At 42.9% G+C, this 18538-nt stretch carries 16 protein-coding genes and 1 tRNA gene; 11 read left to right on the forward strand and 6 right to left on the reverse strand.

Annotation, left to right across the window (positions count from 1 at the left end):
* The first annotated feature begins 10 nt into the window (after positions 1–10).
* From U0R10_RS01870 to U0R10_RS01880, 3 genes are all read left to right on the forward strand, one after another.
* On the forward strand, positions 11–1687 hold the full coding sequence (locus tag U0R10_RS01870) for a RagB/SusD family nutrient uptake outer membrane protein (RefSeq protein WP_377981984.1): 1677 nt from the start codon (positions 11–13) through the stop codon (positions 1685–1687).
* Between the two features lie 122 nt (positions 1688–1809).
* The gene (locus U0R10_RS01875; protein WP_377981985.1) at positions 1810–3243 is read left to right on the forward strand and encodes a Gfo/Idh/MocA family protein; all 1434 of its coding nucleotides are present in this window, start codon (positions 1810–1812) and stop codon (positions 3241–3243) included.
* Between the two features lie 11 nt (positions 3244–3254).
* The gene (locus tag U0R10_RS01880; protein ID WP_377981986.1) at positions 3255–4514 is read left to right on the forward strand and encodes a purple acid phosphatase family protein; all 1260 of its coding nucleotides are present in this window, start codon (positions 3255–3257) and stop codon (positions 4512–4514) included.
* On the opposite strand, the gene U0R10_RS01885 is transcribed toward U0R10_RS01880, so the two are convergent.
* The 6 genes from U0R10_RS01885 to atpA form a co-directional block, all read right to left on the reverse strand.
* Positions 4511–5641, reverse strand: coding sequence for a GNAT family N-acetyltransferase (locus U0R10_RS01885; RefSeq protein ID WP_377981987.1), 1131 nt, complete (start codon positions 5639–5641; stop codon positions 4511–4513). The two genes, U0R10_RS01880 and U0R10_RS01885, sit on opposite strands and share 4 nt — an antisense overlap.
* 149 nt (positions 5642–5790) lie before the next feature.
* Positions 5791–5862: transfer RNA gene (locus U0R10_RS01890), tRNA-Arg, on the reverse strand.
* Between the two features lie 58 nt (positions 5863–5920).
* Positions 5921–7195, reverse strand: a complete 1275-nt coding sequence (gene hflX / locus U0R10_RS01895) for a GTPase HflX (RefSeq protein WP_377981988.1) — start codon at positions 7193–7195, stop codon at positions 5921–5923.
* A gap of 62 nt (positions 7196–7257) precedes the next feature.
* A complete protein-coding gene (locus U0R10_RS01900; protein ID WP_377981989.1) occupies positions 7258–8079 on the reverse strand; it encodes a DUF2911 domain-containing protein in 822 nt (273 codons plus the stop codon).
* Positions 8080–8081: 2 nt separating this feature from the next.
* Positions 8082–8960, reverse strand: a complete 879-nt coding sequence (gene atpG, locus U0R10_RS01905) for an ATP synthase F1 subunit gamma (RefSeq protein ID WP_377981990.1) — start codon at positions 8958–8960, stop codon at positions 8082–8084.
* A 14-nt stretch (positions 8961–8974) separates the two neighbouring features.
* Entirely contained in the window at positions 8975–10555 is a 1581-nt protein-coding gene (atpA, locus tag U0R10_RS01910; RefSeq protein WP_377981991.1) for a F0F1 ATP synthase subunit alpha, read from the reverse strand.
* Between the two features lie 224 nt (positions 10556–10779).
* Here atpA and U0R10_RS01915 point away from each other — a divergent pair, with 224 nt between their 5' ends.
* From U0R10_RS01915 to porD, 8 genes are read left to right on the forward strand one after another with little or no spacing between them, the layout of a single operon-like run.
* Positions 10780–11529 (forward strand): FKBP-type peptidyl-prolyl cis-trans isomerase, encoded by a 750-nt coding sequence (locus U0R10_RS01915; RefSeq protein ID WP_377981992.1) that lies wholly within the window; start codon positions 10780–10782, stop codon positions 11527–11529.
* A 1-nt stretch (position 11530) separates the two neighbouring features.
* Positions 11531–13615: a carboxy terminal-processing peptidase gene (locus U0R10_RS01920; protein WP_377981993.1), complete on the forward strand. Its 2085-nt coding sequence runs from the start codon at positions 11531–11533 to the stop codon at positions 13613–13615.
* Positions 13616–13617: 2 nt separating this feature from the next.
* On the forward strand, positions 13618–14418 hold the full coding sequence (locus tag U0R10_RS01925; protein ID WP_377981994.1) for an inositol monophosphatase family protein: 801 nt from the start codon (positions 13618–13620) through the stop codon (positions 14416–14418).
* Positions 14406–14552, forward strand: a complete 147-nt coding sequence (locus U0R10_RS01930) for a FeoB-associated Cys-rich membrane protein (RefSeq protein ID WP_377981995.1) — start codon at positions 14406–14408, stop codon at positions 14550–14552. The genes U0R10_RS01925 and U0R10_RS01930 overlap by 13 nt, the downstream gene beginning before the upstream one ends.
* Positions 14549–16303: an ABC transporter ATP-binding protein gene (locus U0R10_RS01935; RefSeq protein ID WP_377981996.1), complete on the forward strand. Its 1755-nt coding sequence runs from the start codon at positions 14549–14551 to the stop codon at positions 16301–16303. Before U0R10_RS01930 ends, U0R10_RS01935 begins: the two co-directional genes overlap by 4 nt.
* A 19-nt stretch (positions 16304–16322) precedes the next feature.
* Entirely contained in the window at positions 16323–17213 is an 891-nt protein-coding gene (locus U0R10_RS01940; protein ID WP_377981997.1) for an outer membrane protein assembly factor BamD, read from the forward strand.
* Between the two features lie 52 nt (positions 17214–17265).
* Positions 17266–17592 (forward strand): DNA-directed RNA polymerase subunit omega, encoded by a 327-nt coding sequence (locus U0R10_RS01945; RefSeq protein WP_377981998.1) that lies wholly within the window; start codon positions 17266–17268, stop codon positions 17590–17592.
* Positions 17593–17614: 22 nt separating this feature from the next.
* Positions 17615–18523, forward strand: a complete 909-nt coding sequence (porD, locus tag U0R10_RS01950; protein ID WP_377981999.1) for a type IX secretion system protein PorD — start codon at positions 17615–17617, stop codon at positions 18521–18523.
* Positions 18524–18538: the final 15 nt, after the last annotated feature.

Raw genomic sequence — 18538 nt, forward strand, 5'->3', positions numbered from 1 at the left:
CTACATAGAAATGAAAAAGTTTAGAAATATAGCCATGTTAATGGTAGGGATGACAACCTTAGTAGGTTGCTCCGATTTGAATGAAATTGTATTAGATGAATACAATGCTGCGAATTTGACTGATAAGCAAGCAGCGGATGGAATGATTGCTCCGGTATATGCATTATTGCCAACGATCTTCCAACATACAACCATGTTTGCATTGCAAGAAATCTCAACGGATGAGGCGATTTTGCCATACCGTGGAGGAACGGATTGGGGTGATAATGGAATTTATTTGTCTTTGCACAAGCACGAGACGACCAGTACGGATCCTAACGTACGAAATACGTGGAATGCTGTTTTAGCTGGTATTTCTAGATCAGTAACAGCAATCAATTCCTTGAAATTGAATACAGATGGCAATGCCAAATTGTATTTAGCTGAGGCAAGAGGTATGCGTGCTTATTACAACATGGTGATGTTGGATTTATTTGGATTAGCCTTTCAAAAGGATGATTTAAGTGAGGTGACGACGATTCTTCGTGGAGAGGCAGCCATCGCATACATCAAAAGTGAATTATTGGCCGTTGAGCCATTATTGACCACAACAGCAGGTCCAGGTCGCTTAACGAAAGGTGGCGCTTGGGGTTTGCTAGCTCGTTTGCATCTAAATGCTGCGGTATGGCGTGACGTATATGGTACGCCAACGCACAAGGCTGAGGATATGGATAAAGTGGTTGAGTATACTGATAAGATCATTAACTCTGGCCAATACGCGTTGTCAACGGATTATTGGGAAATTTTCGGTAATGCAAATCATGGAAATAAGGAGTTGATTTTTGCGGTTGACCAGCGTGCAGAATTGAATGGACATAACCGTTTGGCTTATTTCTCATTAGCGAATGATCAGCGTCCATTACCAGCATTTCCTGCGGCAAATGGTACAGATGGTCCGGCCATCACACCTACTTTTTATCAGACATGGGTTTCTGCGTATGGTTCCACTGATCCAGCAGTTGCAGATCCTCGTTTTTACAAGCAAAATGTAAAGAAGGAAGATAATCAATGTGTAGATCCAGCTACGTATAAAATTGACCGTGGAATTTTACGTGGCCAACAATACGGATTGATTTTGCGTAGTGGAGCTTTTGTTAAGTGTGCGGATGGAAAATCATTGCAAGTGGGTAGAATTGCTAATTCCCGTGGAAAAGGAAATCCTATGGTAGTTCATGCAGAAAAAGTTGACTTTACAACAGAAGGAAGTGATTACAGCTCTGGTTTCCGTGTGTTGAAATACGAGTTCTCGAACAAGTCGGCATCCGGCCGTAACTTCGGCGAAGCGGATATCATGATTGTACGTTTAGCGGATGTTTATTTAATGCGTGCGGAGGCTAAATTACGTAAGTCAAATGATGCTGCGGCTGCATTGGCAGATGTAAATAAAGTACGTTTATCACGTACAGCTAATTCGCCTGCGACTGCGCTTTCAAGCATCAACTTAGATTTGTTATTGCGTGAGCGTGGTTTTGAGTTCTACTGGGAAATGCAACGTCGTACGGATTTAATTCGTTTCGAAAAGTATGAGGACAGCTGGACTGAGAAAACAGATAAAAATAAGAATAAGCGCATTTTCCCAATCCCACAAACGGCGATTGATGGTGCATCTAACTTAACAGGTTATCTGAAGCAAAACGCAGGTTACTAGTTTTTGAACCTTTGTGATAAAAAACGCTACTGGAATGGTAGCGTTTTTTTTTCATCAAGAAACTGAATACTAGTTAATTATCTTTAAATTAGGCCAACAAAAACCTATTAAACTATTGACATATGAGCGTATCTAGACGAAGCTTTTTGGAGAAAAGCGCCTTGGCATCCAGTTTTTTTATTGTTCCAAGACATGTATTGGGCGGAAAAGGTTTTCTCGCTCCGAGTGACAAACTGATCGTAGCGGGAATTGGTGTGGGTGGAAAAGGGAAGTCCGATTTGAGAAAATTCTATGAGAGCGGGAAGGCAGAAATTGCCTTTTTGTGTGATGTAGATGACCGACAAGCCAAAGACTCAGTAGCTGCTTATCCCAAAGCAAAATATTACAAAGATTGGCGGAAATTGATGGAAGTTGAATCGAAAAATTTCGACGCAGTTTCCGTTTCTACCCCCGATCATAACCACGCTGTTCAGGCGATGGCAGCGATGCAATTAGGGAAGCACGTCTATGTGCAAAAACCGATGACACACGATATTTATGAGGCACGGATGTTGACAGCTGCTGCCGACAAATATAAAGTGGTTACCCAGATGGGTAATCAGGGTTCTTCCGGTGATGGCGTACGTCAATTAGTCGAATGGTATGATGCAGGGATTATCGGCGATGTACATACGGTTCAAATTTGGACAAATCGTCCGATCTGGCCACAGGGTATTCCGTGGTCTAAAGCTAAGCCTCCCGTTCCTTCGGGATTGGATTGGGATTTGTGGTTGGGTACAGCTCCTTATAAAGATTATGTAGACAATTTGATTCCGGGCTCATGGCGCGGATGGTGGGATTATGGTACGGGTGCGTTAGGTGATTTAGGTTGCCATTTAATGGAAGCTCCGTTCCGTGTATTAGGTTTGAAATATGCTTCGGATGTACAGGCAAGTGTAGGTAGTGTCTTTACGGCATTTGGTCAGCGGGGTGTTTTCCCAGATAGCTGCCCTCCTTCAAGTCATGCGACATTGACATTCCCGAAAACGAAAAAGACGAAAGGTCCGGTAACCATGCATTGGATGGATGGTGGTATTAAACCAGAGAGACCTAAAGAGTTAGGACCGGATGAAATGTTTGGTGATGGGAACTCAGGTATCTTGTTTATTGGCACCAAAGGCAAGATGATGGCGAGTGAATATGCCGCTAATCCGCGTTTATTACCTCTTTCTAGAAATGAAGAAGTGAAGGTTAAGCAAAAACTGGAACGTGTTCCAGGCAGTGCGGAAGGTCACTACGCGCAGTGGGTAGAAGGAGCAATTGCAGGTTATGGTAATAAGCAAATGAGTTCTCCATTTGAGTTAGCAGGTCCGTTGACCGAAGCAATCTTAATGGCTAATTTGGCAATTCGCGTGGCGGATATGCCGTTCCCTAGGCCAACGGGCAAAGGGATGCATTATCCAGGTTCGAATACCAAATTGTTATGGGATAATGAGAACATGCGCGTGACCAATTTCGATGCGGCGAATCAATTTGTGAAGCGTACGTATCGGGAAGGTTGGAGTTTAGGAGTTTAAAATTTAATTATATGCGGTTATTGTTTTTGCTTTTTTGTGCTCAATTCGCTTGGGCACAAAAAGCGCAAATTGTTCGTGGGCCTTATTTGCAATCGGTCACGCCAACGTCTGTTATGGTGCATTGGCGTACGGATACTCCGGTTGCGAGTTTGGTGTATTACCGTGCATCAGGCAAGGTGCTTACTGCTGTAGATACGAATCGGGTAATTGATCATGTGGTATCCTTACAACATTTAAAACCTGCTACGAAGTATGCGTATCAGATTGATTCAAAATCATTTACAGCGGATCGTTATGTCGTAACGGCGCCCGCTTTTGGTTCAACTAAAAAAGTACGTATTTGGGCTTTGGGTGATTTTGGAGATGGTTCAGCTAGTCAAAAGGCTGTCATGAATTCAATTGAGACTTATACGCGTGGTGATCGTCCGGATGCGTGGATTTGGTTGGGCGATAATGCTTATAATAACGGCAAGGATGAAGAGTATCAAAAAAATGTATTTGATGTGTATCAAACCGCATTTTTGCAAAATTTACCTATTTATCCGTCACCGGGAAATCATGATTATGCGGGCAAGCATGATCCGACGGTTCCTCCGTATTTCAAGATATTTAATATGCCCATTCAGGGTGAGGCAGGTGGTTTGCCTTCCCATGCGGAGTCCTATTACTCTGTGAATTATGGCCCTGTGCATTTAGTCGCCTTGGATACCGAGATGCGCGATGTGACTGGATTGCAGCTCATGGATGGAAAAGGCATGCAATATGAATGGTTGAAGGCGGATTTGGCGGCTAATAAATTGCCTTGGGTGGTGGTGTATTTTCACAAGCCTCCTTATTCCAAAGGATCACATGATTCGGATACGGAGTTGGATATGAAGCATTTGCGTGAGCATGTTAATCCACTTTTTGAGCAATATAAGGTTGACTTAGTTATTGCGGGACATAGTCATGTGTATGAACGCAGTTATCCGATGCGTGGACATTGGGGCGTGAATGATACGTTTGATGCGGCGACACACGTGGTGGCAACGTCTACTTCGCCTAATCAGTATGTCGTAGGTCCAAAGGGCCAAGGGGTGATTTATGTCGTGAATGGATCGGGAGGAAAAGTGGGCGGTCAGCGTCCGGGTTTTCCTATGAAGTCGTCCGTGTATACCAATAATAAAATTGGCGGATCTGTCATCTTGGATGTGGACAAGCGGACGTTCAACCTAAAATGGATTCAATCGGATGGGGTAGTGGGTGACGAATTTGTGATCAAAAAGCCTTAATCTAACTCTTTAAAAGGATTACGTACGGTCCATTGGGCCTCAGGTTCAAGTAGATTGAAAAAGAATCCTAAGTTTTTATTGATCCAATGATTTTTGTGTTGCATCCAGCCGAATAATTGTTCGGGTTTAGCGCCAATGGAGCTTTTGATTTCCATCGCCGTTCGTCCAAAGTTGATGCGTTTAAATCCATTATGAATACTGCACCCAATCATATCGTATAGCATATTGAGGTAGAGCATTTTTTCTTTTTGGATTTTGTCGTCATAGCCGAGGAAGTAGGTTTCTAGAATCTCATCATGGTGAATGAGGGTATTAAACCCGATTAATTCGCCGTTTTCAAAATAGGCAAAAAACCGGAAGTCGGCCCCCAATTCTTTTTTCAGCGAGTAGAAGTGATTTTTCGCTAGGAAAAAGGTGTTGAATGGCGCGTGGTCTGCGACGTGACGGTACAGTATATAAATCTCGTTTTCTAATTGTTCAATTTCTGCCAGGCTTAACTGTCGCTTCTCGATTCCGGATGCTTTTTTACGAGCGCGTTTGTATTGGTCTCGGTATTTTTTGGTGAGTGCATTAAGGTAGTCGGCCTCGTTCTTCCATTCGGAACGTAGCTCGATAAACATGTTGGGTTGGGAGCTGAATTTAAGGCTTTTTTGAAAGGCTACTTGGTCAAACATCGTAGCGTCAATCGGCTCGAAATCTTTTAAAATAGTGAGATGTGGTGCTGGATGGAGTGCGTCAACAAAGTCTTTTAGGCCAGCAATCACTTCGGCTTGGTTGGCCTCCAGTCTAAACGAAATGGCGTGTTGGCCTGTCAACATATTATTCCCAATGATCGCAAGTTTTGATGCATAGCGTTTGAAGAGGAAGTTTCGGGCGATGGTTAAAAGTCCGTGATCGCGATTTCCGAACCCTGCTAATTTTCCTAAATCGAGATGCTGCAGCATCGCTGTAGCCATTAATGCATCTGCTTGATATACGCCAATGAATTGACAGTGAATGTTAGTTGGCGCTGAATTTTCTAAGACGCGCAAGTATGTCGTTTGAAGAAATAAACTTTGTGCGGCTACGTCGTTCCAGTTAGTTGGAAGGGTAGCGGTGGACTCGAAAATACGGTATTGGTAGGTCAAAAAATATTGTTTTCAAAAGGTAAACGGCGAAGGCAGTCTTTTTGTTCCAAAGGGGTAGACGTTGGACGTGAGACGTTAGATGTAAGTGTATTTTCAAAATCTGTTTTAAATTTATAAAGTCTAACGTCTAACGTCCAGCGTCTAATCTGTGGCCCCGGCGGGAATCGAACCCGCATCTAGCGTTTAGGAAACGCCTATTCTATCCGTTGAACTACAGCGCCAATACTACTCTTACCTCTTAATCTCACTTCTCACTTCTCACCTCTCACCTCTCACCTCTCAACTCTCCGGCACAACTCCATCATTATATCCCATCAAGTGATTGGTGTCCAGCCAGTTGGGGAATATCTGAAAGTGTTTTTCCTTAATAATTTCCATCACCATTCCGCGCAATTCCGCCAAATTAGACCGTTGTTCCGCCGAAATAAATACCGTTTTCGGGGTATTCGTTTGCCAATGTGATTGCTTTAAGAAACGTGTCACGCGTTCCATTTTGGTTAACTCCGGATTGCCATCTTCATCTACCGCTGCTCCCTCAAAGAAGACATCTTCGACGTTATATAGGTCAATTTTATTGAACACGAGGATCGTTGGCTTATCACCCGCACCCATCTCATTCAAAATTCCTTGCACCACCTCAATCTGCTCCTCAAAGTTTGGATGTGAAATGTCTACGACATGCAACAAAATGTCGGCCTCGCGGACTTCGTCCAACGTAGATTTAAAGGATTCAATGAGTAGGGTAGGGAGTTTACGAATGAATCCTACCGTATCTGTTAATAAGAATGGAATGCTATCCCAAACCACTTTACGCACCGTGGAATCCACGGTTGCAAATAGTTTATTCTCCGCAAAAACATCCACTTTGGCTAATTTTTGCATCAATGTCGACTTACCTACGTTCGTGTAGCCCACTAAGGACACACGAACCATGCGGTCGCGGTGCTTCCGCTGTGTCGACGATTGTTTGTCGATGTTCTCCAGCTTATCCTTCAAGAACGCAATGCGATCATTCGCAATACGTCTATCCGTTTCCAATTCTTTCTCACCCGGACCACGCATACCCACACCGCCTCGTTGCTTCGAAAGGTGAGACCACATACGGGTCAAACGTGGCAACATGTATTGATACTGTGCTAGCTCTACTTGTGTTTTCGCTTGAACGGTTTTGGCACGCTGCGCAAAAATATTCAGAATCAATAAACTGCGATCCAAGACTTTCATCTCTTTGCCCAATAGCGAAATTTCATACTCGATATTCCGTACTTGCGATGGACTTAAATCATCATCAAAAATGAGCATGTCCACGTCTTTGGCAATGACATACGAAATAATCTCTTCCAGCTTTCCCTTACCCACGTATGTCCGGTTATCAGGCTTCGCTAAATTTTGGGTAAAGCTGGCTAAGGTTAATACACCCGACGTCGACGCTAAGAACGCTAACTCCGCCAAATACTCCGCCGTTTGAACCGGGTTTTGTTTTTGGGTAGTCACCGCGACTAATACGGCCGTTTCTTGCTCCTGATCGGTACTAAATCCGTTTTCTTCCTTCATAATTTTAAGCTAAAAAAAGCCTTTCCGATTAAGAAAGGCTTTCTAGCTCATTTAAGTTCCCACTATAAGCCATCAATCAATTTTTGATTTAAACTTACATAGTCTTCATTTTTTCCTGCTTTGGCTAATTCGATAGATTTTAATGCAGTCGCTTTCGCGCCCACTTTATCTCCCATCTTCGCTTGAATCTTCGCTTTTAAATGCATCACCCAATAAGCTGATGGATTTGCATCCGCTGCTTTTGTTGCCCACTCCAATGCTTTTTTCAAGTCACGTCCTGTTTCGAAATAGTATGATGCCGACTCAAAATAAGGTTTGGTATCTACACTCATCGCTTTGTCAATCGAGGCTGCAATTTTTGCATCAATCTCCGTTTCTACTGGAATCGATACACTTGTTTTTTCCCAAAGGATTTGAATCTCACATTTGTTGGCAATCACCTGACCAAATTGAATCGTAAAGGATTCAACACTCGACGAAAGAGCCGTTGTAGGTACAGATACCTTTAAAACATCTTCCTCTGGATGGTAATTGAAAACGCCGTTTGTCCCTTTGTTGAAAATGATTTCCCAGCTTTTAGCCGAAGGAATAATCATTAATTGGTAAGCACCCGCTTTTAACTCTTTTCCGGCAACCTTCACATCTTCGCCAAAAGTTACCTTCGTTGGGTTATTCGCCCCAGCTCTCCATAATTTTCCGAAGGGAACAATGTCGCCAAAAATCGTACGACCCTTGATCACTGGACGTGAATAGTTCACTTCGATCGCGGATAATGAAAAGTCTTGTTTGATGGTTTGGCCAGGACTAGGTGCAGGCATTTTGATACCTTGCGCCATCGCTTGCGCCGCCACTAAAACAAAGATAAATGCAAATACGTGTTTCATAATTATGCGGATAAAGCTTCAGCACCACCTACAATCTCAAGGATTTCCTTCGTGATCGCTGCCTGACGTGAACGGTTATATTCTAATTTCAATGCTTTGATCAATTCACCCGCGTTATCTGTCGCTTTGTCCATCGCCGTCATACGTGCACCATGCTCAGAAGCATTGGACTCAAGTAGGGAGCGGAAGATGGATAATTTCACCGACTTTGGAATAAGTTCGTTGATGATTTGCTCTTCAGATGGTTCGAAGATATAATCTACACTTGAAGCAGTAGCCGTATCAGCATTTTCCTGTAACGGAAGTAATTGTTCTGTACGAATGATTTGCGTAGCTACGTTTTTGAATTCGTTAAAAATCAAATCAACCACATCATATTTACCAGCAGCAAAGTCAGCTAAAATCTCATCACCTACGACACGTACTTTACCAAAATTCAAACCAGAGAAAATTTCTGTGTGTGCAGTATTTAATTTATAGCCACGACGACCTAAATATTCCGCACCTTTTTTACCTAAGGTCAACACCTCAACTTGGCCAGCCGCATGTAAAGCAGCATATTTCTCTTGGATTAACGCGATCGTTGCCTTACCAATATTGGCATTAAATGCACCACACAATCCACGATCAGATGTTACGACGATCACCAATACCTTGGAGATCGGGCGAACTTTGGTGTATGCATTATCTTGACCCGCTTCTGTTTTGGCAGAAACAGTGGCAATCATTTCGGCTAATTTTTTTGCGTAGGGACGCATTTGGGTAATTGCATCTGTCGCACGGCGCAACTTCGCCGCCGAAACCATCTTCATGGCTTTGGTGATTTGTTGCGTCGAGTTTACGGAAACAATTCTATTTCTTACTTCTTTTAACGAAGCCATACGATTCTAATTTATTAAACTGCGTATTTAGCTGCTACTTCATTTCCTACACGCTTCAATGTTGCGGTCAATGTATCATCAAATTTACCTTGACCTAAAGCGTCTAAAGTTGCTTTTTCTGTTGCACGTAATACTTGAATGAAATCTTTCTCGAATTCACGCACTTTATCCACAGGAACGTTGTCTAAGTTGCCAGTCGTAGCTAAGTAAATCATAGCCACCTGATCTTCTACACGTTGCGGAGCAAATTGTGGTTGCTTCAACATCTCCAAGTTACGGCGACCACGTTCGATCGTTAATTTCGTCGACGCATCTAAGTCAGAACCAAACTTCGCGAAAGCCTCTAGCTCACGGAATTGTGCTTGATCTAATTTCAATGTACCCGCTACTTTCTTCATCGACTTGATTTGCGCGTTACCACCTACACGAGATACCGAGATACCTACGTTGATCGCTGGACGAATACCCGCATTAAACAAGTTTGTTTCTAAGAAGATCTGACCATCTGTAATCGAAATTACGTTGGTAGGAATGTATGCCGAAACGTCACCTGCTTGTGTTTCAATGATCGGAAGAGCTGTTAAGCTACCGCCACCTTTGACAATACCTTTGATCGACTCAGGCAAGTCATTCATGTTGCGCGCGATTTCATCCGAGTTGTTGATTTTCGCCGCACGCTCCAATAAACGGGAGTGTAGGTAGAAAACGTCACCTGGATACGCCTCGCGTCCTGGTGGACGACGTAACAATAAAGAAACTTCACGGTAAGCTACCGCTTGCTTCGATAAATCATCATAAACTACTAATGCAGGACGACCTGTATCACGGAAGAATTCTCCGATCGCAGCACCTGTAAATGGTGCGTAGAATTGCATCGGTGCAGGATCGCCTGCAGATGCAGAAACAATAACTGTATACTCCATCGCGCCAGCTTTACGAAGCGTTTGCTCGATTTGCTTAACGGTAGATGCTTTTTGACCAATGGCTACATAGATACAGAATACCGGCTCACCTTTGTCATAAAATTCTTTTTGGTTGATGATCGTATCAATACAAACAGCTGTTTTTCCTGTTTGACGATCACCGATCACTAATTCCCGTTGGCCACGGCCTACCGGAATCATCGCATCAATTGCTTTGATACCTGATTGTAAAGGCTCAGTAACTGGCTGACGGAAAATTACACCCGGTGCTTTACGCTCCAATGGCATTTCATATAGCTTTCCAGTAATGGGACCATTTCCGTCGATCGGCTCACCTAACGTGTTTACCACACGACCTAAAATACCATCTCCTACTTGAACAGAGGCAATTAAGTTCGTACGTTTTACCGTATCGCCTTCTTTGATTTGGCTAGAATCGCCCAAAAGTACAGCTCCTACATTGTCCTCCTCTAAGTTCAAGGCTAAGGCTTTCAAACCGTTTTCAAAAACGATCAATTCACCTGCTTGTACATTGGAAAGGCCATAAATACGAGCCACACCATCACCCACTTGGAGTACGGTGCCTATTTCTTCTAATTCTGCTTGAGTTTTCGCTTGAGATAACTGCTCTCTTAAAATTGCTGAAACCTCATCTGGTCTTACTGATGCCATACTAAATTTTTATGTTTTTTAACTACAAAATTTCGGATGCAAAATTAGGCAGTAAATTTCAATATTCCCATAACTTTGGCAAAAAAAGAGCGTATTCATAAGACTTTTTTTAGATTGTTTTTTCTGCAGATAATTTCCGCTTGTTAAATGCCGTTAATTTTGTTGAGCGAGCCGCAATTTTCGTGTATCTTCGAGACTTTGTTTTTGAATCAAATCAGATCTATATGAACTTTTTAAAACCTTTGGCCTACCTAACAGCCGCTTCATTACTAACTTTTTCTTCTTTTGCCCAAACAAAACCGAAAACGAAACCGAAATTGACCGTTTCCGTAACAAAAGTTCCGGTTAAGCAGTTTAATTCGGCAATCGACTCGGTTTCCTATGCTGTAGGTGTATTAGTTGCTCAAAATTTCAAATCACAAAAAGTGACATTAAATCCTGATATGGTGGCTAAAGGGTTCGCCTCTGTGACATCAGGTGGGAAACTATTAATCAGCGAGCAAGAATGTCAAAGTGTGATGAATAATTTCATGATGAAAAACCAACAAGCTCAAGCGGCAGAGCAAGCCAAGCAATACGAGCCGAATCGCATCGAAGGCGAAAAATTCTTAGCGGCGAACAAATTGAAAGATTCTGTGATTACTACCGCTTCTGGTTTGCAATATAAAGTGATTAAGATGGGTGATGGTCCGAAGCCAACAGCCGCAGATAAAGTAAAAACACATTACCATGGGACGTTGATCAACGGAGAAATTTTTGATTCTTCCGTGCAACGTGGCGAGCCGGTTTCTTTCCCTGTTTCAGGTGTAATTCCGGGTTGGGTAGAAGCACTTCAATTAATGCCTGTTGGCTCAAAATTCAAATTATACATTCCTCAAGAATTGGCTTACGGAATTCGTGGTGGTGGTCAAACAATCAAGCCATACTCAGCCCTAATTTTTGAAGTAGAATTATTAGCGATCGAAAAAGAATAACATGAAAAGGATACTTCCGATTTTAATTCCTTTGTCTTTATTGGTAGTTGTTTTCTTGCATGGGAAAACGCAGGATACGCAGGTAAAGGCAACGTACCAGCAGGGTGACTTGCAGCCAACGGAGATACAAAAAAAGGTCGAGCGTTTAGTGTTTGGTATCTTGAGCAATTACCATTATCGGAAGATTCCTGTGAATGATTCCTTGTCGTCGAAGATTTTTGATGCCTATATCAAAGACCTTGATCCCAATAAAGTATTCTTTTTGGCATCCGATGTGGCTGAAATGGAGAAATACCGTTTTACGATCGATGAGCAATTGAATATGGGCGATTTGACATCTGCTTTTCAGATGTATAACCGGTATCAAAAGCGGATGTTAGAGCGCTATGCCTACATCGAACAGCTCATGAAACAGCCGGTTGAATTTACGACGGATGAGACGTATCAGCCTGATCGCGAGAAAGCCAAGTGGGCGGAAACGGCTGATGAGCTAAATAATTATTGGCGCAAAGATTTAAAGCGTCAATTGCTCGATTGGAAAATTGGGGGCAAAGCAGATACTACCGCTATTCGGGAATTGAAGGAGCGGTATGCGCGTTCTGCCAAATACATGGCGCGCACCCGTTCGGAAGATGTTTTTCAAGTCTTTATGAATGCCTACACGGAAAGTATCGATCCGCATACGTCGTATATGATTCCGAAAACGGCCGAAGAATTCAACAAGGATATGGCCCAAAGTTTTGAGGGCATCGGTGCCACGCTTCGTTTAGAAGGTGATTATGTGACGATTCAGGATTTGATTCCTGGCGGTCCAGCATTCCGCAGTAAATTAATCAATCCCAAAGACCGGATCGTGGGTGTAGCGCAAGGAGACGGTGGTGCTTTTGTCGATGTGATCGGTTGGTTTACCGACGATGCCGTCAAACTTATCCGTGGGCCCAAAGGTACCGTAGTTCGTTTGAAGATTTTAGCCGCGAACGGGGTGACCGGTTCTCCTACTTCGGAAGTACGCATTGTGCGGGAGAAAATTAAAATCGAAGAGCAAAAAGCGAAACAAGAGGTGTTGAATTACAAGCAAGGAGATAAAAACGTCAAGATTGGTTTGATCACCATTCCGATGTTCTACCGCGATTTTGATGGGGCCCGTAAGCGTGAGGCTGATTTTAATTCAACTACTTCGGATGTGCGGAAATTCTTGACTGAATTTAAGCAATCTGGCGTAGATGGTGTCATCATTGATTTGCGCAATAATGGCGGTGGTTCATTAATTGAGTCAGTAGATTTAACAGGTTTGTTTATCACCAAAGGTCCCGTGGTTCAGCGTAAGCAGGCTGATGGGAAGATTTCGCAAGAAGTAGATCGTGATATCGAGCAAGTGTATAATGGTCCTTTGGTTGTGATGATCAATAGATTCTCAGCTTCTGCCTCGGAGATTTTCGCTGCAGCGATTCAAGATTACAAACGAGGTATTGTGGTAGGTGAGCAATCCTATGGAAAAGGAACGGTGCAATCTGTGGTGGATTTGGATAATTACATCGGTGATGGCAAGGAGCCAGCGGGTCAATTGAAAATTACCTTGGAGAAATTCTACCGAATTAATGGTAGCTCGACGCAGCATAAGGGTGTTAGTCCTGATTTTGCGTTGCCATCCGCATTCTCTGCCGAGGAGTTTGGTGAAAGTTCACAGCCAAGTGCTTTGCCTTGGGATATGATTCCGTCTACGACGTATCAGCCTACGAATCACGTAATAGCACCTGCATTAGCCAAATTGCAAGCGGCATTTACAACACGTCTAAAAACGAAACCTGATTTGATCAAGTTACGTGCCGATTTTGACCGTTGGAAAAAAATCAAAGAAACGAATTCTATTTCATTGAACATGGAAAAGCGGAAGAAGGAATTGGATGAGCAGAAGAAAAAGCCAGATGAGTCACAGGCGGTGATGGACGCCTTAGGTGGTGGTGCGGAAGAAACGGCTGCCGAAAAGGATAAGAAAGATAAGTCGGCAGATAAACATGCTAAAGACGCATATTTAAAAGAAACCCAACAAATCCTTGCGGATTGGTTGGCCTTACAGCCTAAATAGATATGTTGGATCTGGCCAACTTGCTAGCTTTGTCGAAGCCGGTTGTCTTGGAAACGGGGCACTGGATACAGTCGATGGTGAATGACATCGGGCAGGAGGACATACAATATAAGGGAACGAATGATTTAGTGTCTTTTGTGGACCAGTCGGCTGAAAAACGGCTAAAAGAGGGCTTGGGAAAGATTTTTCCGGAAGCTGGATTTGTTGCTGAAGAATCGGCCTCAGATTATAGCGAGGTGGGAGATGGCTATTATTGGGTGATTGACCCACTAGATGGTACCACGAATTTTTTACATCGCTTGCCCATTTACGCGGTTTCGGTGGGTTTGATTTACAATAAGCAGCCGATTTTAGGCTTAATTTATGAGCCTAACCGAGATGAATTATTTTATGCGGCGAAAGGAACTGGGGCTTTTTTGAATGATCGCCCGATTCGCGTTTCAGATCAAAATCAGGTAGGTCGTAGTTTATTGGCCACAGGTTTTCCGTATTATGATTTTTCTTATCAGGATCAATATTTAGCTTTGTTAAAGGAACTGATGCAGAAAAGTCATGGTTTACGTCGGATGGGTGCTGCGGCAATCGATTTGGCATATACGGCCTGCGGACGTTTTGAAGGTTTTTTCGAGGCGAATTTGAAACCTTGGGATGTGGCAGCAGGGAAGATTATTATAGAAGAGGCGGGAGGTAAAGTGACGAATTTTTCGGGAGGGAATGAGGTGATTTTTGAGGGGGAGATTATTGGGGCTGGGCCTATATTTGATGAATTTTTACACATACTGCAATCGAAATGGAAACCCTAGTTATTGCGTTGATATTTATTGGAGCATTGGGATTTTTAGGCCGCATGGTCTATCAACAGTTTTGGGGTAAGTCGGCCGGCCAGTGCGCCAAAGGCTGTGGGACGTGTGCAGCGTTGCCAACAGAGAATAAATGAAAGAAAAAGAGATTGGCAAGATTGTTGACTGGCAAATTATCCGCCGCATCTACGGCTTTATTCAGCCGTATAAATTTCGCTTTTGGTTTTTAGTCGTATTGATTTTAGGGACAGCGGGTGTTTCACCGGTGATTCCGCTGATGATTCGATTTACATTAGATAATTATGTGAGTCTGGGTCACATGGCTGAGTTGATGCAGCAATTTATGCTGATGATTCTTGTGCTGTTGGTACAAACCTCCTTGCAATTTTCCACCAGTTATTTAGCAGGTTTTTTAGGTCAAACGGTTATCCGAGATATTCGGGTACAGTTATATGCCAAAATCGTGCATTTGCGTTTAGCGTTTTTTGACGCCACCCCGATCGGCCGATTGGTGACTCGGACGGTTTCAGATATCGAGACGTTGAACGACGTGTTTTCGGAGGGATTAGCTTCGATTGCGGGGGATTTATTGCAGTTGTTCCTGATTATTGGGGTAATGTTTTATACGGATTGGCGATTGACTTGTGTGATTTTGGCAACCGTTCCGTTTATGTTTTTCTCGACCTATGTCTTTAAGGAATACATCAAAAAATCGTTTAATGAGGTTCGTTTGGCGGTAGCTAATTTGAATTCCTTTGTGCAGGAACATATATCGGGTATGATGATTGTGCAGTTGTTTCATGCAGAAAAGCGGGAGCTGGCTAAATTCAATATCATCAACCAAGCGCATCGTGATGCGAACATTAAGGGGATTTTAGCTTATTCAGTTTATTTTCCCGTGGCGGATGTGATCTCTGCGGTGGGTTCAGGTTTTGTGGTTTGGATGGCGTCTACTTACATTTTGCGTGAGGAAATTACGGTGGGGACCTTGACGGCGTTCATTATGTTTATCAATTTGTTTTTCCGCCCGATACGTATGTTGGCAGATCGCTTTAATACGTTACAGATGGGAATTGTATCCACAGAGCGGATTTTAACGTTATTGGATTCGACCGATTACATTCAAAATAATGGGGCCATTTTGGCGGATCATTTAAAAGGCAAAATTCAATTTAAGCAGGTGAGTTTTGCTTATCAAGAGCCGGAGTGGGTGGTTAAAAATGTAAGTTTTGAGGTTCCAGCCGGTAAGACCATGGCGATTGTGGGAGCAACTGGTGCCGGAAAATCGTCTATTATTGGCTTATTGGCCCGGATGTATGATTGCCAGGATGGTGTTATTCAGATTGACGGGGTTGCCTTGCCTGATTATGAGATTGAAAGTTTGCGTGAGAATATCGCAGTCGTATTGCAGGATGTGTTTTTGTTCAGTTCGTCGATTGCTTACAATATTCATTTGGGTGACGAAAGTATTACGCAGGAGAAGATGGAAGAAGCGGCAAAAGCAGTGGGTGTACATGATTTTATCATGACCTTGCCGGGTGGCTATGCGTATGAAGTGATGGAGCGTGGGGCGACTTTGAGTGTGGGGCAGCGCCAATTGATTTCGTTTGTGCGGGCAATGGTCCGCAATCCGAAGATCATTGTTTTGGATGAGGCGACTTCTTCGGTGGATTCGGAGTCGGAGGTGATGATCCAACAAGCCATTGCGACCTTAATGAAGGGTAGGACGGCCGTGGTGATTGCGCATCGATTGTCGACTATCCGGAATGCGGATCAGATATTGGTGATGGATAAAGGGGAAATAAAGGAGCGGGGAAATCATGATGAATTATTGAAACAAGGAGGCTTGTATGCGACGTTGTATCATTTACAATTTAGTCGTAATTAATCCTTATCTTTGCGCGCTTATGAAGTTGAAAAAATATTTATTGATTGGTTTTATCGCGGTGATCGGGTTGAGTTCATGCGGTAAGTTTGAGAAATTCAGAAAGAGTGCCAGCGTGCCGGTTAAATATAAGGCTGCGATGGATTACTACAAGAAGAAGGAGTTTGATAAGGCAGGAATTTTGTTTGATGAAATTTTGCCTGTGTTAAAGGGTGATTCAACCCAGGAAATGGCTACTTTTTATCAAGCGTACTGTGACTTCAATTTGGGCAATTATGCAGTTGCGAATACCCACTTCAAGAAATTTTCAGAGGTTTTCTCTCGGAGTGAATTCGCGGAAGAAGCGATTTATATGTCGGCATTTTCGTTATACAAAGACTCGCCCAACTTCAATTTAGACCAAACGGGTACCTTAGCGGCGATTAATGAGTTGCAGGGTTATTTGAATAATTTTCCAGAAACGAAGTACAAGGATGAATGTACGCAGATGATCAAGGATTTGCGAAAAAAGCTGGAGCAGAAGGCGTATGAGAAGGCGAAGTTGTATTACAAGACTTCTCCGTTTAATATTATGTCGTTAAAATCTTCGGTTATTGAGATTTCGAACTTCCAAAAGGATTTTCCAGATTCCGATTACAGCGAGGAGATTGCTTATTTAAAGGTAATTGCGCAGTTTGATTTGGCGGAGAGTACGATTGAGTCGCGCCAGCGGGAGCGATTTGGTGATGCGGCTAAATTCTATTTAGAGTTGATTGATAAATATCCCAATAGTGCCTATTTAAAGTTGTCGGAAAAAATGTACGACAAGAGTTTAAAAGAAGTGGCTCGATTAACGGCTTTGGAGGCAGAGCAGAAAGCTTTGCTGGAGAAAGAGCGTTCCAATACGTCTAAAGTGACGACGAGTCCACAGTAGTATTATTCGAAAAAATACCTTATTTTTGCAACCTTAATTTAAAATTAAAGAGATGTCTAAGAACCAAACAAATCCATCCATCATTACGCGTGATGTAGATAAAATTGCTATTAAGACGGGGAATACGTATGAGTCGATTTCGATTATTGGCCAACGTGCTCGTCAGATTTCAAGCAAAATGAAAGAGGAATTGTCTGGCAAATTGTCGGAATTTGCTTCTTCTGTTGATAATTTGGAAGAGATTTTCGAAAACCGCGAGCAGATCGAAATTTCAAAATATTATGAGCGTATGCCGAAACCAAGCGCTTTAGCGATTGACGAGTTTTTAGGCGACAAAATTGATTACCGAGCACGCGAGGAAGCAACAGACGAAAACTAATTTTTCTTCGTTTGATTTCAATATGAAATCTTTTCGCGCTCTTCTAGTAAGTATTTTATGCTTGAGTTCTTGGGTGCTTAGCGCCCAAGAACTACAAGTTTCTGTTACCATCAATACCGAGCAAATTCAGCTCGACCAACAACGCGGCACATCTCAAATTTACACGGAGCTACAGCGTACCATCCAAGAATTTTTATCGAGTAGACGCTGGTCAAATGACATTTTTTCCTCTGAGGAAAAGATTAAGGTCAATCTTAATTTATTATTGACCAAAGCGAGTTCACAAGGAGACTTCGAAGCAAATGCTCGTTTGCAAGTATTGCGACCTGTTTTTGGTACGTCGTATGAGACGGTGATTTTGAATGTCATCGACAAGAATTTTAATTTCAAATACCTGACGGGAACGCCGATTACCTATAACGATAATAGTTATATGGATAATTTTAGTTCGATGTTGGCCTATTACGCGAATCTATCCCTAGCGTATCATTACGATTCGATGGGTTTACGTGGCGGTGATTTTTTTGTTCAGAAGTTGACGAATCTAACCAACCTCGCCCAAAACTCAGGTTCTGGCTGGGGAACCATGAATGATATACGATCGCGGGTTGCGATTGCGGAGGGTTTACTGAACCAACAAATGCAAGGCTTGCGTGAGGTTTATTATACTTACCACCGCTTGCATTTAGATACGTTTAAGGATAAGCCCGATGAGGCGCGGAAAGGGATTTTAGAGTTGCTGATGCAGATTCGTCAGATTAATCAAGTTCGCCCTGGTGCTGCGTCCATTCGCGTGTTTTTCGATTCCAAATCGGATGAGATTTATTCCATTATGGATGAGGCTACGCCTTCGGAGCGCCAACAGGCCTTTGCGTATTTGAGTTTATTGGATCCGATTCGTACGGAAATGTATCGGAAACTGATTCGATAGAATATCAGTTTTTTC

It is taken from the genome of Aquirufa avitistagni, from assembly GCF_042715545.1.
GTDB lineage: Bacteria > Bacteroidota > Bacteroidia > Cytophagales > Spirosomataceae > Aquirufa > Aquirufa avitistagni.

Coding starts and splice junctions, on each gene's coding strand:
- U0R10_RS01940 (WP_377981997.1), top strand. CDS start 16,323: ATGAAGTTGAAAAAATATTTATTGATTGGTTTTATCGCGGTGATCGGG.
- U0R10_RS01875 (WP_377981985.1), top strand. CDS start 1,810: ATGAGCGTATCTAGACGAAGCTTTTTGGAGAAAAGCGCCTTGGCATCC.
- U0R10_RS01935 (WP_377981996.1), top strand. CDS start 14,549: ATGAAAGAAAAAGAGATTGGCAAGATTGTTGACTGGCAAATTATCCGC.
- U0R10_RS01945 (WP_377981998.1), top strand. CDS start 17,266: ATGTCTAAGAACCAAACAAATCCATCCATCATTACGCGTGATGTAGAT.
- atpG (WP_377981990.1), bottom strand. CDS start 8,960: ATGGCTTCGTTAAAAGAAGTAAGAAATAGAATTGTTTCCGTAAACTCG.
- porD (WP_377981999.1), top strand. CDS start 17,615: ATGAAATCTTTTCGCGCTCTTCTAGTAAGTATTTTATGCTTGAGTTCT.
- U0R10_RS01920 (WP_377981993.1), top strand. CDS start 11,531: ATGAAAAGGATACTTCCGATTTTAATTCCTTTGTCTTTATTGGTAGTT.
- atpA (WP_377981991.1), bottom strand. CDS start 10,555: ATGGCATCAGTAAGACCAGATGAGGTTTCAGCAATTTTAAGAGAGCAG.
- U0R10_RS01880 (WP_377981986.1), top strand. CDS start 3,255: ATGCGGTTATTGTTTTTGCTTTTTTGTGCTCAATTCGCTTGGGCACAA.
- hflX (WP_377981988.1), bottom strand. CDS start 7,195: ATGAAGGAAGAAAACGGATTTAGTACCGATCAGGAGCAAGAAACGGCC.
- U0R10_RS01870 (WP_377981984.1), top strand. CDS start 11: ATGAAAAAGTTTAGAAATATAGCCATGTTAATGGTAGGGATGACAACC.
- U0R10_RS01930 (WP_377981995.1), top strand. CDS start 14,406: ATGGAAACCCTAGTTATTGCGTTGATATTTATTGGAGCATTGGGATTT.
- U0R10_RS01915 (WP_377981992.1), top strand. CDS start 10,780: ATGAACTTTTTAAAACCTTTGGCCTACCTAACAGCCGCTTCATTACTA.
- U0R10_RS01925 (WP_377981994.1), top strand. CDS start 13,618: ATGTTGGATCTGGCCAACTTGCTAGCTTTGTCGAAGCCGGTTGTCTTG.
- U0R10_RS01900 (WP_377981989.1), bottom strand. CDS start 8,079: ATGAAACACGTATTTGCATTTATCTTTGTTTTAGTGGCGGCGCAAGCG.